Origin of the sequence: Crossiella sp. CA-258035 (genome assembly GCF_030064675.1) — a bacterium.
GTDB lineage: Bacteria > Actinomycetota > Actinomycetes > Mycobacteriales > Pseudonocardiaceae > Crossiella.
Genome location: NZ_CP116413.1, coordinates 1040826 through 1054823 on the forward strand (window position 1 = coordinate 1040826; position 13998 = coordinate 1054823).

A 13998-nucleotide genomic window follows, 5' to 3' on the forward strand; every position below is an offset into this window, starting at 1 on the left:
CAGCGCTCAGGTGGTCGGCAGGTTCAGCCGCACGAGCTGCGGCACACCACGCTCGAATCCCAGCACAGCGATCCCCGCCGTGCCCAACCCGAACCGGACCCCCGCGGTGGCCGGCAGCTCCAGCCAGCGGGCCACCAGCACCCGGCTGAAGTGCCCGTGCCCGACCAGCGCCACGTCGGTCTCCGGCAACAGCCCGCGCACCCGGTCGAGCAGCCGGTCGGCCCGCGCGCCCACCTGCTCGGCGGACTCGCCGCCGGGCACCGGGTGGGTCCAGACCGTCCAGCCCGGCACGGTCTCCCTGATCTGCGGGGTGGTCTCACCCTCGTAGTCGCCGTAGTCCCACTCGCCCAGGTCCTCGGTGACTTCGTCCACCCGCAGCCCAGCCAGCTCGGCGGTCACCTGGGCGCGGCCCCGCGGACTGGCCAGCACCCGGCCCTTGACGCCGAGGGCGGCCAGCGTCCGGCCGGCGGCCTCGGCCTGGGCGCGGCCGCGGTCGGTGAGGGGGATGTCGGTGCGGCCGGTGTGCTGACCGGAGCGGGACCACTCGGTCTCGCCGTGCCGGAGCAGGTAGACGGTGGGTTCCCGGTGCTCGTCATGGGTCATGCGTGCCGCTGCCTTCTGCTCGGGGCCTGGTCCCATCGTGGATTCTGTGCCGTCGGCATCAACTCCGCCCGTCGCGCGCGCATTCCGGCGTCATCGTCGGCAGGTGTCACCGGTTCGAAGCACGGCTAACCTGGACAGGTCCCCGTCGTCGAGAGGCGAGTCAGGTGGCCCCGGTGACTGCTGAGCACTCGGAAATCGGCCGCAGACTGCGGCAGATCCGGCACCTCCGAGGGAAGACCCTGGCGGTGATCGCAGGTCGAGCGGGTATCTCGGCCGCCCACCTGTCACGGCTGGAGAGCGGTGAGCGTGCCCTCGACCGGCGTTCCCTGATCGTCAGGCTGGCCGAGGCGCTGGAGGTCGCGCCGACTGACCTGGCCCTGGCCCCGGTCGCCCATTCCGCCGGTGATCTTGCCGAGGATCGTTTCCTCGGCGAGGTGCGGCTGGCTCTGCTCGCCGTGAACGTGCACGAGCCTGGAGGCCGGACGGGTTCGCCGGAAGAGCTCTCCGCGCGGGTTGACGAAGTCCTGACCGCGCAGCGGGACTGCCGGTACGACCGGGTCGGCGCGGTACTTCCCGGCCTCATCCGGGACCTGCACACCACACTGGCCACCGGCCGGGACGAAGGCCGGTTGCTGCGCCTGCTCACGCTGCTGCACGTCCAGGGAACCCAGGCGTGGCTGATGGACATCGGCGCTCCACTCGATCTCGGCTGGCAGGCCGCGACCCTGGCGCGCCAGGCCGCGGAGCGGCTCGACGAGCCGCTCCTACTCGCACTGAGCGCGTTCGGGACCGCGTTCGGGCTGCTCGGCGCGGGCGCCTTCGACCTGGCCGCGCGAGTCCTGTCGGCACCGCAAGTCGGCACGGCCGGTTCGGTCGAGTCGCAGGTCTCCGGCATGTTGTCCCTGACCAGCTCCCTGGTCTCAGCGGCCGCCGGTGACCAGGCCGGACGCGCCGCCGCGCTGGCCCATGCGGCGGAACTCGCGGAGCGCACCGGCGAGGGCAACGCGCTGTGGTTCGGCTTCGGCCCCGGCAACGTCGGGGTGTGGCGCATGGCAGTCGCGCTGGAGTCCGGAGAGCACGCCGAGGCCGCCAGGATCGCGGAGGCGATCGACCCCACCACACTGCCCTCGCCGACCAGGCAGGCGGCTTACTGGCGGGACTACGGCAGGGCACTCGCCCGCCTGCCGAAGCGGCTCGACGACGCGGTGGTCGCCATCCGGAACGCGGAGCTGATCTCTCCTGCCCGGGTGTACCGGCATCCGTTCACCCGGTCGTTGCTGGTTGAGCTGGTCGCCAAGGCCACGCGGAACGCGGCGGGCCGGGAGCTCCGCGGGATGGCATACCGGGCCGGTCTGTCGCTCTGACCCCCGATCGGGCGACCTTGTCATGGTGACAACAGCCAGTCCTTGATCGTCCTTAGCCTTCTGCCCACTACCGGGGAGGAGGACCTTGTGGGCACGCGCGCCAACGGCACGACCGACGTCGTCGCCGCGATTCTCATGGGCTTGGACGACGTCGCGGAGAAGGCTCGGGAGATCAATCGTCGCCAGCTCAGCCGGAGCACCCGGGTCAGGGACCCGATCCTGGTCACCCTGACCGCACACCAGGAGCTGCTCTTCGTCAGCCAGCTGACCAACCTCGCGCGACTGTTCAGGCTGCACCTTGACGAGCGGGCGCCGGAGGAGGAAGGCGAGTCCGCCGAGCACCCCTGAACGGCACAACGCCCCGGTCACCGAACCGGTGACCGGGGCGTTGTCAGCACTGGATCAGGCAGCGGCCTTCTTGGTCTCCCAGAAGATGGTCGAGATCTGCTCGATGTAGTCGAGCAGCTCGGCTCCGGTCTTCGGGTCGGTGGACCCCTTGGCGCCGCCGGCGCCCGCGGCCTTGGTGGCCTTGTTGAACAGTTCGTGCAGTTCCGGGTACTTCTCGAAGTGCGGTGGCTTGAAGTAGTCCGTCCACAGCACCCACAGGTGGTGCTTGACGAGCTCGCAGCGCTGTTCCTTGATCTCGATCGCGCGCTGGCGGAACTCCGGGTCCTCGTTGGACTGGAACTTCTCCTGGATCGCCTTGACCGACTCGGCCTCGATCCGCGCCTGGGCTGGGTCGTACACGCCGCACGGGAGGTCGCAGTGCGCGCTGACCTCCAGACGCGGGGCGAGGATCCGCGACAGCAGTCGCATCATTTCCTCCTGAACAATGGATGCTCCGACGCGGGTGACCCTACTCCGGGCGCCGCGGACCGGCAGGCGGAGGTGATCGTTGTGACCACGCGGCTTCTGCCGGTGCGCAGGCTGCTGGTGCGCGGGCCGTCGATGGCTCCGGCGCTCTCCGACGGCGACACCGTGCTGTGCCGCTTCGGCGCCGCGCCGCGGCCGGGCGAGGTGGTGCTGGTGCGCTGGGCCGGGCGGCCGGGGCAGCTGTCGGTGAAGCGGGCGGTGCGGGCGGTCGAGGGCGGGTGGTGGGTGCTGGGGGACAACACCTTCGGCTCGACGGACTCGGCGCTGCTCGGCCCGGCTGAGGTGCTCGGGGTGGTGCGGTGGCGGCTGTGGCCGCGGCCGGGGCGGGTGCGCCGGAAGGACTGAGCCCGGTGCGCCCGCGGGGCTGACGTGGCCCGCCAGGCCGGGGCCGCGCTGGCCGACCTGGCGGGTGGGGGATCAGGGGAGGGGACGTGCTCAGGCGTTGGCGCGCTGGCTGGCGTAGTGGTCCAGGCAGGCCTGGTACTTCGGCAGCAGGCCGGCCGCCTCCGCCTCGGCCAAGCCGGGCGCGTCGGTGTCCTTGACGGAGAGGATCGGCTCGGCGCCGTCCAGGTGCTCCGCCCAGGGCAGGCCCAGCGCCGGGTCCATCGGGTTGATCGCGCGCTCGCGCGCGGGGGTGTACGGGGTGGAGCACAGGTAGTTCATCACCGTGTTGTCCTCGAGGGCGAGGAAGGCGTGGCCGAGGCCCTCGGAGATGTAGAGCGCGTTGTAGGTGTTCGCGGCCAGGCGGACCGCCTCCCACTTGCCGAAGGTCGGCGAGCCCAGCCGGATGTCGATGATGACGTCGAGCAGGCTGCCGTTGGCGCAGTAGACGTACTTGGCCTGCCCCGGCGGGGTGTCGGCGAAGTGCACGCCGCGGATGACGCCGCGGCGGGACACCGAGTGGTTGGACTGCGCCAGGCGGAGTGGGTAGCCCACGGTCTCGGCGACCAGGTCGGCCTGGAACGGAACTACCAGAAGGCCGCGGTCATCCGGAAAAACTTTCGGAGTGAATTCGTAAGCGTCGGGGATCGTTGTTTTCCGCACCTGCATGGTGCTTGAGCCTACGGCTTGAGTCCCGCGACCTGCGGAGGACCGCCGTTGCCGCCAACAAGCCGGACGGACGTTTTGTAAAACAGGCCCTGACCTGCACCGGAAGGAAAAAGGTCACTGTGATCCCCACCGCAGACACGATCAGCCAGTGGTGCCACACTGTCCGCACCGCAGCGTGTGTTGATCACCGGACTCCACCCCGCAGTCCAGTGGTCGACCCGTTGATCCCGCGAATCGCCACGGCTCGACAGCGCCAGGCGAGCCGCGTCACGTGCCCATTCGGGCACGCCCACAACTCTCGCCCCCTCCAGGAGGGACGCTGTGACAACCGTGGACGACCAGGTCACCGGTCAGCTCACCGATGAGGAGATCTTCGCCGCGCACGAGGGCGGCAAGCTCGCGATCGCCCCGACCGCCTCACTAGCCGACTCCCGTGCGCTGTCCATCGCCTACACGCCGGGGGTGGCCAGGGTCAGCAATGCCATCGCGGCCGACCCGAGCCTCGCCGCCCGCTACACCTGGACCCACCGCCTGGTGGCCGTGGTCAGCGACGGCACCGCGGTGCTCGGCCTCGGCGACATCGGCCCGCGCGCCTCGCTGCCGGTGATGGAGGGCAAGTCCGCGCTGTTCAAGACCTTCGGCGGGCTGGACTCGATCCCGCTGGTGCTGGACACCACCGATGTGGACGAGATCGTCGAGACCCTGGTCCGGCTGCGCCCGTCCTTCGGCGCGGTCAACCTGGAGGACGTGGCCGCACCGCGCTGCTTCGAGCTGGAGGCCCGGCTGATCGAGGCGCTGGACTGCCCGGTCATGCACGACGACCAGCACGGCACCGCGATCATCGTGCTGGCCGCGCTGCGCGGCGCCGCCGCCGCGCTCAACCGCGAGCTGGCCCCGCTCAAGGTGGTCATCTCCGGTGCCGGCGCGGCCGGGGTGGCCTGCGCGAAGATCCTGCGCGCGGCCGGGGTCGAGGACGTGGTGGTGCTCGACTCCCGCGGCATCATCAGCGTGGGCCGGGACGGGCTCAACCCGGTCAAGGCCGAGCTGGCCGCGATCACCAACCCGCGCGGGCTGACCGGCTCGCTGGACGACGCGCTCAAGGGCGCGGACGTCTTCATCGGCCTGTCCTCGGCCAAGGTCGCGCTGGAGCAGATCCAGCTGATGGCCGCCGGCTCCATCGTCTTCGCGCTGTCCAACCCGGACCCGGAGATCCACCCCGAGCTGGCCGCCCGGCACGCCGCGGTGGTGGCCACCGGCCGCAGCGACTTCCCGAACCAGATCAACAACGTGCTCGCCTTCCCCGGCGTGTTCCGCGGCGCGCTGGACTGCGGCGCCCGGCGGATCACCGAGAACATGAAGCTGGCCGCGGCCGAGGCCATCTTCCAGGTCGCCGCCGAGGACCTGTCCGTGGACGCGATCGTGCCCAGCGCCCTTGACCCGCGCGTTCCGCTCGAAGTCGCCGCCGCGGTGGCTGAGGCGGCCCGCAAGGACGGGGTAGCCTGAAAGGGTCGGGGCACAAGGTTCACCGGGTTACCGAGCGTTCCGGCTACTCAGCGCCAACACTGACCGGGTGAAGGTGGTTCTCCCAGGCTGGGGCAGTGGTCAAGTTGCCACTGAATTGCCAACTCTGGGGGGTGGGCCTACCGGGCCCCACCTACTACCTTCACTCGTTCAGGTAGGCATCCGGGTGGGGGTTGGCGTGACCACGTCGACTCGGGTGCACTGCTGAGACAGCCGTGGGCCGGGCCACCCTGCGCCGCGGCGGTCGATGCGGAAGGGTGGACATGGTGACCGAGCAGGTCCAGCGGACGGGGCGAGGGCCGCACGTGCTCGAACCCGCGGGCTCTGCTCAGCCATGCCCGGACAACGGCGCGGCCGACGCCGCCTCGGTCGACTCCCTGGAGATCGCTTTCCCGGACGCCGCCGCGCTGCTCTGCGACGCCAACACCTACGTGGTCAAGGCGAACAAGGCCGCCGCCGAGCTGGCCGGGGCCACCGTGGACGAGCTGGTCGGCCAGGAGCTGGGCGCGCTGCTCATCGGCGCCGACCCCGACATCAGGCTGTGCCGCCCCGACGGCGGCGAGGTGCCGGTGCGGGTGGTCCGGCTGCCCGCGCCCGGCCGCAACCGGCAGATCGTGCTGCTGGTGGACATCTCCGACCTGGCCACCGCCGCGCAGGCGCTGCGCGAGGAGGAGCGGCGGCTCAACGACGTGCAGCGGGTCGCCGGCATCGCCTCCTGGGAGTTCGACCCGGCCACCGGCGAGACCGTCTGGTCGGCCAACCACTACGACATCCTCGGCCTCACCCCCGGCGAGGTCACCCCCGGCGCGCAGGCCGTGCTGGACGTGGCCCACCCCGAGGACCGGGAGCTGATCGCCGCGTACTGGAGCGACCACAAGAACTCCGGCGACGCCATCGACATCGAGTACCGGGTGATCCGCCCGGACGGCGAGATCCGGCGCATCCGCGGCGAGGCCAAGTCGCACTGCGACGCGCGTGGCGAGCTGGTCCGCATCACCGGCTACATCCGGGACATCACCGAGGCCTGGCGGGTGGAGAACGAGCTGGCCAAGGAGCGGGTGCGGCTGCTGGAGGCGCAACGGATCGCGCGCATGGGCAGCTGGACCTACGAGGTGGCCGCGGGCACGATCTACCGCAGCGAGGCGCTGATCGAGCTCTTCGACGAGGTCGGCTCGGTGCCGGACAACGACATCCTCTCCGGCGTGCACCCCGGCGACCTCAAGGCGCTGGCCGAGCTGCGGGACCGGCTGCTGGTGGCCGAGCACGGCGAGACCGCGGAGACCGAGTTCCGCGGCGAGCTGGGCGACAAGGTCTACATGCTGCGGGTGCGCGCCGAGCACGGCGAGGACCGCAAGGTGGCCCGGTTGCAGGCCACCGTGCAGAACGTGACCGAGCAGCGCGCGCTGGAACGCCAGCTGCTGCGTGACCGGCGCAGGCTGGACGACGCGCAGCGGGTGTCCCGGCTGGGCACCTGGGAGTGGTACCCGGCCACCGGTGAGACCTCCTGGTCGGAGATGCTCTTCGAGCTCTACGGGGTGCCGCCGGGCCAGCGCACCACCTACCAGGACTACCTGAACCTGGTGCACCCCGAGGACCGGCAGTGGGTGGACGAGCTGTGGCAGCAGCTGGCCGTCGACGAGCAGCCGGTGGAGTGCGAGCACCGCCTGGTCCGCGGCGACGGTGCGGTGCGGGTGTTCCGCTGCCACGGCGCCGCGGTGACCGCGCCGGACGGCGGCACGGTGATGGTCGGCACCGCGCAGGACATCACCGAGCAGCGGGTGGTGGAGACCCGGATGCAGCGCTCCAGCCAGCGCTTCGCCGACCTGGTCTCGGTGACCCCGGTGGGCATCGGCATCTTCGACGACAGCGAGCGGCTGGTCGACGCCAACGACGCGCTGTGCGAGCTGCTCGGCTTCGACCTGGAACAGCTGCGCGGGATGACCGCCGAGCAGCTCACCCACCCCGACGAGCCCTCCGACCAGCTCTCCATCGGCGCCATGATGGCCGCGGAGGACCAGAAGAACCTCAAGATCCCGCAGCGGGTGCTGCTGCGCTCGGACAACGAGCCGGTCTACTGCGAGCTGCACGTGGCGCTGTCGGTGCAGGACGACGGCCGCCGGTTCTCCCTGGTGGTCTTCCAGGACATCACCGAGCGCCGCCGCACCGCCGAGGCGCTCAAGCACCAGGCCACTCACGACGACCTGACCGGCCTGCCGAACCGGGCCGCGGTCAAGGAGCTGCTGGCCGGGCTGTTGCACGGCGACCACCCGCACGGGGTGGCGGTGCTGTTCTGCGACATCGACAACTTCAAGCGGGTCAACGACTCCCTCGGCCACGACGCCGGGGACGAGCTGCTGGTGGTGCTGGCCAGGCGGCTGGAGGGCGGGCTGCCCAAGGGCTGCACCGCGGCCAGGCTCTCCGGCGACGAGTACGTGATCATCTGCGAGAACATCGACGAGGTCGGCGGGGTGGACGCGCTGGCCACCAAGGTCTCCAGCCTGCTGCGCACGGTGGTGCCGGTGCACGGCCAGCTGGTCCGGATCTCCGCCTCGATCGGCGCGGCGGTGCCCAACGGCTCCCGCGCCACCGGCGATGACCTGCTGCGCTTCGCCGACGCGGCCATGTTCGAGGCCAAGCGGCGCGGCGCCGGCCGGGTGTCGCTGGCCAGTGCCGCGCTGATGGCCTCCGCGGACTGGCAGGTGCACCTGGAGGGCCAGCTGCGCGACGCGCTGGCCAGGGACGGCCTGGCCCTGCACTTCCAGCCGGTGGTCGACTCCAGCGGCACGGTGATCACCGCCGAGGCGTTGGTCCGCTGGCCGCACCCGGACCGCGGCCTGCTCGCGCCGGATGTCTTCCTGCCGGTGGCCGAACAGGGCGACCTGCTGCGCGAGCTGGACCGCTGGGTGCTGCGCGCGGCGCTGAAGGAGGCGGCGAACTGGCCGTCGGCCAACGGCGCCAAGGCGCCCGGCGTCGCGGTCAACCTGGCCGGGCTGCTGCCGGGTGACCAGGACTTCGTGGACATCGTGGCCACCGCGGTCGCGGAGAGCGGCATCGAATGGGACCGGGTGATCCTGGAGCTGGTGGAGACCAGCCTGGTGGACCTGCCGTCCAAGACCCGCGCGGTGATGGCCGAGCTGGTCGAGCGCGGGGTGCGCTTCGCGGTGGACGACTTCGGCACCGGCTACTCCTCGCTGGCCCGGCTCAAGGACCTGCCCGCGCAGATCATCAAGGTGGGCCGCAGGTTCGTCTCCGGGGTCGGCAAGGACCCCTCGGACTTCGCGGTGGCCCGCGCGGTGGTGGACATGGCGCGGGCGATGGGCCGCAGCTGTGTGGCCGAGGGCGTGGAGACGGCGACCCAGTTCAACATCCTGCGGGGTGTCGGCGTGGACGCCTACCAGGGCTGGCTGTTCTCCAGGGCGGTGCCGCCGAGGGAGTTCCGCGCGGTGCTCTCGCTGGGCAGGCTGCACGTGCCCAAGGCCGACTCAAGCATGTGAGACCGCGGCCAGCAGCTCGGCGAGCTGGTGGCGGGGCAGGTCGATCAGCCGGTTGCCCAGGTCCAGGCCGGGGGTCAGCTCGGCGATCCGGGCGCGGGCCTCGTTCTTGGTCAGGCCGGTCCTGGTCAGCGCCTCCCGCCAGATGTTGCCCGGCTTGCCGTGCGCGCGGTCCAGCAGGTCGCGCTGGACCTGTTGCGCGGCAGGGGTTTCGGTGATCCGGTCGGCGACGATCACCGCGGACTTCGGGCCGGGCGTGCTGCGCAGGAACCGCAGCTTGTACTTGCTGGCAACAAGATCCGCCAAGGCGCGCTGGCCGCGTTCGCTGGTGATGTCGGGGTGGTTGTTGTCCACCAGCAGCAGCACCCGGTCCGCGGAGATGGCCAGCAGGTGCCGCAGCGCCCACGGGCCGGGGTCGGCGGTGGTGTCCACGGCCACCGCGCCGCGGGCGGTCACCGGGGCGGACCAACCCGGTTGGCGGACAACGACTTCCAGGCCGTCCCTGGCCGCCAGCTCGCGCACCGGGCCGAGCTGGCCCGCGCCGGTGGACTCGATGGACTGCGGGCCGTGGGTGTAGATGCCGGTCCCGGCAACGGTCTTCTTCGCCTTGGCGGTCGGGCGGCAGACGTAGAGCGAGCTCGCGCTGCCCACCGCCTGGGCGCCCTGGTAGCGGTCGAAGTCCGGCAGCAGCGCCTCGAACACCAGGCCCAGCCGCAGCAGCTCCTGCTGCACCTTGGCGCCCAGCGCCGGGCTGCGCTCGCTGAAGCCGTAGGCGATGTGGATCCGCCCGGTGGCCGGATCGCGCAGCGACTCCACCGCGCGGGTGGCGAACAGGCCGATGCCCTCCGGGGTGTAGGGCGGGTCGGTGAAGACCAGGTCGGCCCAGCCGGTGGCGGCTGGCGGGAAGCCGAAGCGCAGGTCGGCGTGCAGGCAGTGGATCCGGTGGCCGCGGGCGCGGGCCAGGCCGTCGATGTGCGCGAGCAGGCGCTCGTCCAGGTCCACCACGGTCACCTGGAGGTCGGGGCGCAGCGCGCACAGCGCCAGCGAGGTCAGGTCGTGGTCGCCGAGGCACAGCACGCGGGCCTCGTCCAGGTCGTAGCGCTGGGCCAGCCACAGCGCGCGGCGCAGCACCGACTCCGGGGTGGCCGGGACGTGGTCCAGCGCGGGCAGCGGCGGCGGGCCGTCCGCGATGTCGGACCGGATGGTGGGCAGCAGCCCTGTGTGCTGGCTCACAGAACCGGCAAGCGGGTCTGCCGGTTCCGCCAGTTCGGCCAGTTCGAAGGCGGCGCGGTAGGCCTGCGCGCGGGCCGGGCGGATGCGGTGCCGGTCGCCGTTGCTCTCCAGGTCGGGGCCGAGCAGGGTCAGCAGCTCCTCCACCGAGCGGCGCGGGGCGGCTGGCCTGCGGATCAACTCGGCCAGCGGCTGCCAGCCCTCGGCCAGCAGGGCGAGCACACGGCGTAGCCGGCGGCGCCCCGGTCCGGCCGCGGACAGGTGGGCGGCGAGCTGGTCCAGCGGCGCGTCGACGGTCACAAAACGTTTACTGTAAAGGGCTGGCCACTGGGTGTTGACCTCGCCGTTGTCAGTCCATCGGACTAAGGTCGATTGCTCAGGCGGCGGCCGGCCAGTGGCCGTCACGACCACAGGGGGGCTCGCGTGATCGAGTTCCAGGCCGTGACCAAACGCTTCGATGACGGCACCGTCGCCGTCGACGAGCTGACCCTCTCCGTGCAGGCGGGCACGATCACCGTGTTCGTCGGGCCGTCCGGCTGCGGGAAGACCACCTCGCTCCGCATGGTCAACCGGATGGTGGAACCCACCTCGGGCACCATCCTGGTCAACGGGAACGACATCAGGGACTCCGACCCGGCGCTGCTGCGCCGCGGCATCGGCTACGTGATCCAGCAGGCAGGCCTGTTCCCGCACCGCAGCGTGCTGGACAACATCGCCACCGTGCCGCTGCTCTCCGGCTGGACCCGGCGCAAGGCGCGGGCCCGCGCCGCCGAGCTGCTGGAGACCGTCGGCCTGCCCTCGGCACTGGGCTCGCGGTACCCCGCGCAGCTCTCCGGCGGGCAGCAGCAGCGGGTCGGGGTGGCCAGGGCGCTGGCCGCGGACCCGCCGGTGCTGCTCATGGACGAGCCGTTCAGCGCGGTGGATCCCGTTGTGCGCGAAGGACTTCAGGACGAGCTGCTGCGGTTGCAGGCCGAGCTGGACAAGACCATCGTCTTCGTCACCCACGACATCGACGAGGCGGTCCGGATCGGCGAGAAGATCGCGGTGTTCCGGCAGGGCGGCGTGCTCGCCCAGTACGCCACCCCGGCGGAGCTGCTGACCAGGCCCGCCAACGACTTCGTGGCCAACTTCGTGGGCAAGGACCGCGGCTACCGCGGACTGTCCTTTGTGGAGGATGGCGAGCTGGACCTGCGTTCGGTGGCCACCGTGCAGGTGGGCGCGCAACGGCGGGCCGGCACCGGCTGGACGCTGGCGCTGGACGAGCGGAACCAGCCGCGCGGCTGGCTGCCGCCGGAGTCCATCGCGGACGGCCAGGTCGCGGAGGCCTCGCTGGTGCCGGGCGGTTCGCTGCACGTGCGCGGCACCGCGCTGCGCGGCGCGCTGGACGCGGCGCTGTCCTCGCCCGCCGGGCTCGGCGTGGTGGTGGACGAGCAGGGCGGCTACTCCGGCGTGGTCACCGCACAGCAGGTGCTCGACCTGCTGGCGCGGCACCGCGAGCAGGAGACGGGCAGGGTCTGAGCGTGTTGGACGACTTCAGTCGCTACCTCAGCAGCCGGGCGACCCTGGAGGGGGTGCTCAGCGGCCTGCTGGAGCACGTGCTGCTCTCCCTGGTCCCGGTGCTGATCGGCCTGCTGCTGGCCATCCCGCTCGGCTGGCTGGCCCAGCGCACCCGGTTCCTGCGCACCCTGTTCCTGGGCACCGCCAACATCGTCTACACCGTCCCGTCGCTGGCGCTGTTCGTGGTGATCCCCGGCCTGCTCGGCACCCGGATCACCGATCCGGTCAACGTGGTGGTGGCGCTGACCGTCTACACCACCGCGCTGCTGGTGCGGCCGGTGATCGACGCGCTGGACTCGCTGCCCAACCACGTGATCGCCGCGGCCACCGCGATCGGCTTCAAGCCGGTGCACCGGTTCTTCGCCGTCGACCTGCCGCTGTCCGTGCCGGTGCTCACCGCGGGCGTGCGGGTGGCCGCGGTCAGCAACATCAGCCTGGTCAGCGTGGGCGCGCTGATCGGCGTCGGCGGGCTCGGCGTGCTGTTCACCGACGGGTTCCGGGTGCAGGACTTCCCGCCGATCATCGTCGGCATCGTGCTCACCCTGGTGCTGGCGGCCCTGGTGGATGGGGCGCTGGTGGTGCTGCGCAAGGTGCTCACCCCGTGGACCAGGGTCGGAACCGGAGGCTCGCTGTGATCCAGCAGTTGATGGACTGGCTGGCCAACCCCGAGCACTGGCGCGGGCCGGACGGCCTGCCGAACCGGTTGGTCGAGCACCTCTACTACACGCTGATCGCGGTGTTCGGCGCCGCGGCCATCGGCATCCCGCTGGGCCTGTTCGTCGGGCACACCGGGCGCGGCGGGCTGGTGCTGGTCGGCGCCTCCAACGCGATGCGCGCGCTGCCCACGCTGGGCCTGGTGACCTTCCTGTTCCTGCTCGGCGGCGGCTCCCAGGTCTCCACCCTGATCGCGCTGATCGTGCTCGCGGTGCCGCCGATCCTGGCCGGCACCTACGCGGGCGTGCAGGACACCGACGCCGGGGTGGTGGACGCCGCCCGCGGCATGGGCATGACCGGCTGGCAGCGGCTGTGGCAGGTCGAGGTGCCCAACGCGCTGCCGCTGCTGCTGGGCGGCCTGCGCAACGCGATGCTGCAGGTGGTGGCGACCGCGGCGGTCGCGGCCTACGTCGGACTCGGGGGACTGGGCCGGGTGCTGCTGGACGGCATGCGGATCTACGACTACCCGAAGGTGGTGGCGGGCGCGTTCGCGGTGGCGCTGCTCGCGGTGGTGCTGGACCTGCTGCTGGCAGGACTCCAGCGGATCGTGGTGCCGCGCGGCCTGCGGGTGGCGGCGCGCGCGGCGGCGATCGCCCGCGGCGCGACCAAGGTCCGGGCGAAGTCCAACGGGGACAACAACTCAGCCAAGATCGAGACCCGGGCCGCGGAGTCCGGTGTCGCTGGAGGGACAAGGTAATGAAGCGGAACCTGGCGGCGCTGGCCGTGCTGGTCCTGGCCGCGGTGAGCGCCTGCGGGGCGCCATCGGACCCGCTCAAGGACAACAACGCGCCGGCTGCGGACGGGACGATCAACATCGGCTCGGTCGACTTCCCGGAGAACAAGCTGCTGGCCCAGATCTACGCCACCGTGCTGCGGGAGGCGGGGGTCAAGTCCGAGGTGGCCAGCCCGGTGTCGGCGCGCGAGGTGGTGCTCAAGGGCCTCAAGGACGGCTCGTTCACCCTGGTGCCCGACTACAGCGGCAACCTGTTGCAGGCGCTGGACCCGGCCACCACGCTGACCAAGTCCGAGGACGTCTACAACGCGCTCAAGCAGAAGACCGGCCCGGACCTCGAGGTGCTGGAGCCCGCGCCGGGCGAGGACAAGGACGTGCTGGTGGTGACCCAGCAGGTGGCCCAGCAGTTCAACCTGAAGTCCATGGCCGACCTGGGCCCGAAGTGCCCGCAGCTGACCCTGGCCGCGGCCGGCGAGTGGAAGACCCGCTGGGAAGCCAAGATCAAGCAGCTGTACAACTGCACCTTCAAGGAGATCCGCTCCACCGACGCCGGCGGCCCGGTCACCCTGGACGCGATCAAGGGCGGCTCGGCCCAGGTGGCCAACCTGTTCACCACGGCCTCGGCGATCAGCACCAACAACTTCGTGCAGCTGGCCGACCCGAAGAACATGTACCCGGCGCAGAACGTCATCCCGCTGGCCAAGAGCGGCAAGCTCAAGGACGCCGCCAAGCTCGCCCTGAACCAGATCTCCAAGAAGATCACCACCGAGAAGCTGGCCGCCGCGGTCAAGCGGATCGAGGTGGACAAGGAGAACCCGCAGGACGTGGCCTGGGACTTCGTGAAGCAGAACGCCGGCTAGTA

At 71.5% G+C, this 13998-nt stretch carries 13 protein-coding genes; 9 read left to right on the forward strand and 4 right to left on the reverse strand.

What is annotated here, in order from left to right:
* Positions 1–6: 6 nt before the first annotated feature.
* Positions 7–603 (reverse strand): acid phosphatase, encoded by a 597-nt coding sequence (locus tag N8J89_RS05060; protein WP_283663187.1) that lies wholly within the window; start codon positions 601–603, stop codon positions 7–9.
* 173 nt (positions 604–776) lie between these two features.
* Between N8J89_RS05060 and N8J89_RS05065 the strand changes: the two genes are divergently transcribed.
* Both N8J89_RS05065 and N8J89_RS05070 read left to right on the forward strand, forming a co-directional pair.
* Positions 777–1967 (forward strand): helix-turn-helix domain-containing protein, encoded by a 1191-nt coding sequence (locus N8J89_RS05065; RefSeq protein WP_283663188.1) that lies wholly within the window; start codon positions 777–779, stop codon positions 1965–1967.
* An 87-nt stretch (positions 1968–2054) separates the two neighbouring features.
* On the forward strand, positions 2055–2315 hold the full coding sequence (locus N8J89_RS05070) for a hypothetical protein (protein ID WP_283663189.1): 261 nt from the start codon (positions 2055–2057) through the stop codon (positions 2313–2315).
* Positions 2316–2369: 54 nt separating this feature from the next.
* Here the strand turns inward: N8J89_RS05070 and sodN are convergent, their stop codons facing one another.
* Complete coding sequence (sodN, locus tag N8J89_RS05075) at positions 2370–2783, reverse strand: superoxide dismutase, Ni (protein ID WP_252484225.1); 414 nt, start codon at positions 2781–2783, stop codon at positions 2370–2372.
* Positions 2784–2864: 81 nt separating this feature from the next.
* On the opposite strand from sodN, the gene N8J89_RS05080 reads away from it, so the two are divergent.
* Positions 2865–3185, forward strand: coding sequence for a S26 family signal peptidase (locus N8J89_RS05080; RefSeq protein WP_283663190.1), 321 nt, complete (start codon positions 2865–2867; stop codon positions 3183–3185).
* Positions 3186–3275: 90 nt separating this feature from the next.
* Here the strand turns inward: N8J89_RS05080 and N8J89_RS05085 are convergent, their stop codons facing one another.
* Positions 3276–3890 (reverse strand): dTDP-4-dehydrorhamnose 3,5-epimerase family protein, encoded by a 615-nt coding sequence (locus N8J89_RS05085; RefSeq protein ID WP_283663191.1) that lies wholly within the window; start codon positions 3888–3890, stop codon positions 3276–3278.
* Between the two features lie 321 nt (positions 3891–4211).
* On the opposite strand from N8J89_RS05085, the gene N8J89_RS05090 reads away from it, so the two are divergent.
* Together N8J89_RS05090 and N8J89_RS05095 are read left to right on the forward strand one after the other, a co-directional pair.
* Positions 4212–5393, forward strand: a complete 1182-nt coding sequence (locus N8J89_RS05090; protein WP_283663192.1) for an NAD(P)-dependent malic enzyme — start codon at positions 4212–4214, stop codon at positions 5391–5393.
* A 284-nt stretch (positions 5394–5677) separates the two neighbouring features.
* Complete coding sequence (locus tag N8J89_RS05095; protein ID WP_283663193.1) at positions 5678–8905, forward strand: bifunctional diguanylate cyclase/phosphodiesterase; 3228 nt, start codon at positions 5678–5680, stop codon at positions 8903–8905.
* Here N8J89_RS05095 and N8J89_RS05100 read toward each other — a convergent pair.
* Positions 8894–10432: a bis-aminopropyl spermidine synthase family protein gene (locus N8J89_RS05100; RefSeq protein WP_283663194.1), complete on the reverse strand. Its 1539-nt coding sequence runs from the start codon at positions 10430–10432 to the stop codon at positions 8894–8896. The genes N8J89_RS05095 and N8J89_RS05100 overlap by 12 nt on opposite strands.
* Positions 10433–10555: 123 nt before the next feature.
* Between N8J89_RS05100 and N8J89_RS05105 the strand changes: the two genes are divergently transcribed.
* Genes N8J89_RS05105 through N8J89_RS05120 form a run of 4 tightly spaced genes read left to right on the forward strand, consistent with a single transcriptional unit; the run spans position 10556 to position 13996 of the window.
* Positions 10556–11650 carry an ABC transporter ATP-binding protein gene (locus N8J89_RS05105; RefSeq protein ID WP_252484220.1) on the forward strand — a complete coding sequence of 365 codons (1095 nt, stop codon included), beginning with the start codon at positions 10556–10558 and terminating at the stop codon, positions 11648–11650.
* Between the two features lie 5 nt (positions 11651–11655).
* Positions 11656–12324: an ABC transporter permease gene (locus N8J89_RS05110; RefSeq protein WP_283666100.1), complete on the forward strand. Its 669-nt coding sequence runs from the start codon at positions 11656–11658 to the stop codon at positions 12322–12324.
* An 11-nt stretch (positions 12325–12335) separates the two neighbouring features.
* Entirely contained in the window at positions 12336–13100 is a 765-nt protein-coding gene (locus N8J89_RS05115) for an ABC transporter permease (RefSeq protein WP_502868473.1), read from the forward strand.
* Positions 13100–13996, forward strand: coding sequence for an ABC transporter substrate-binding protein (locus N8J89_RS05120; protein WP_283663196.1), 897 nt, complete (start codon positions 13100–13102; stop codon positions 13994–13996). The genes N8J89_RS05115 and N8J89_RS05120 overlap by 1 nt, the downstream gene beginning before the upstream one ends.
* Positions 13997–13998: the final 2 nt, after the last annotated feature.

Excerpts from the sequence above, each read along its gene's own strand:
- N8J89_RS05060 (WP_283663187.1), bottom strand. The coding sequence starts at position 603 with ATGACCCATGACGAGCACCGGGAACCCACCGTCTACCTGCTCCGGCAC.
- sodN (WP_252484225.1), bottom strand. The coding sequence starts at position 2,783 with ATGCGACTGCTGTCGCGGATCCTCGCCCCGCGTCTGGAGGTCAGCGCG.
- N8J89_RS05085 (WP_283663191.1), bottom strand. The coding sequence starts at position 3,890 with ATGCAGGTGCGGAAAACAACGATCCCCGACGCTTACGAATTCACTCCG.
- N8J89_RS05115 (WP_502868473.1), top strand. The coding sequence starts at position 12,336 with ATGGACTGGCTGGCCAACCCCGAGCACTGGCGCGGGCCGGACGGCCTG.
- N8J89_RS05120 (WP_283663196.1), top strand. The coding sequence starts at position 13,100 with ATGAAGCGGAACCTGGCGGCGCTGGCCGTGCTGGTCCTGGCCGCGGTG.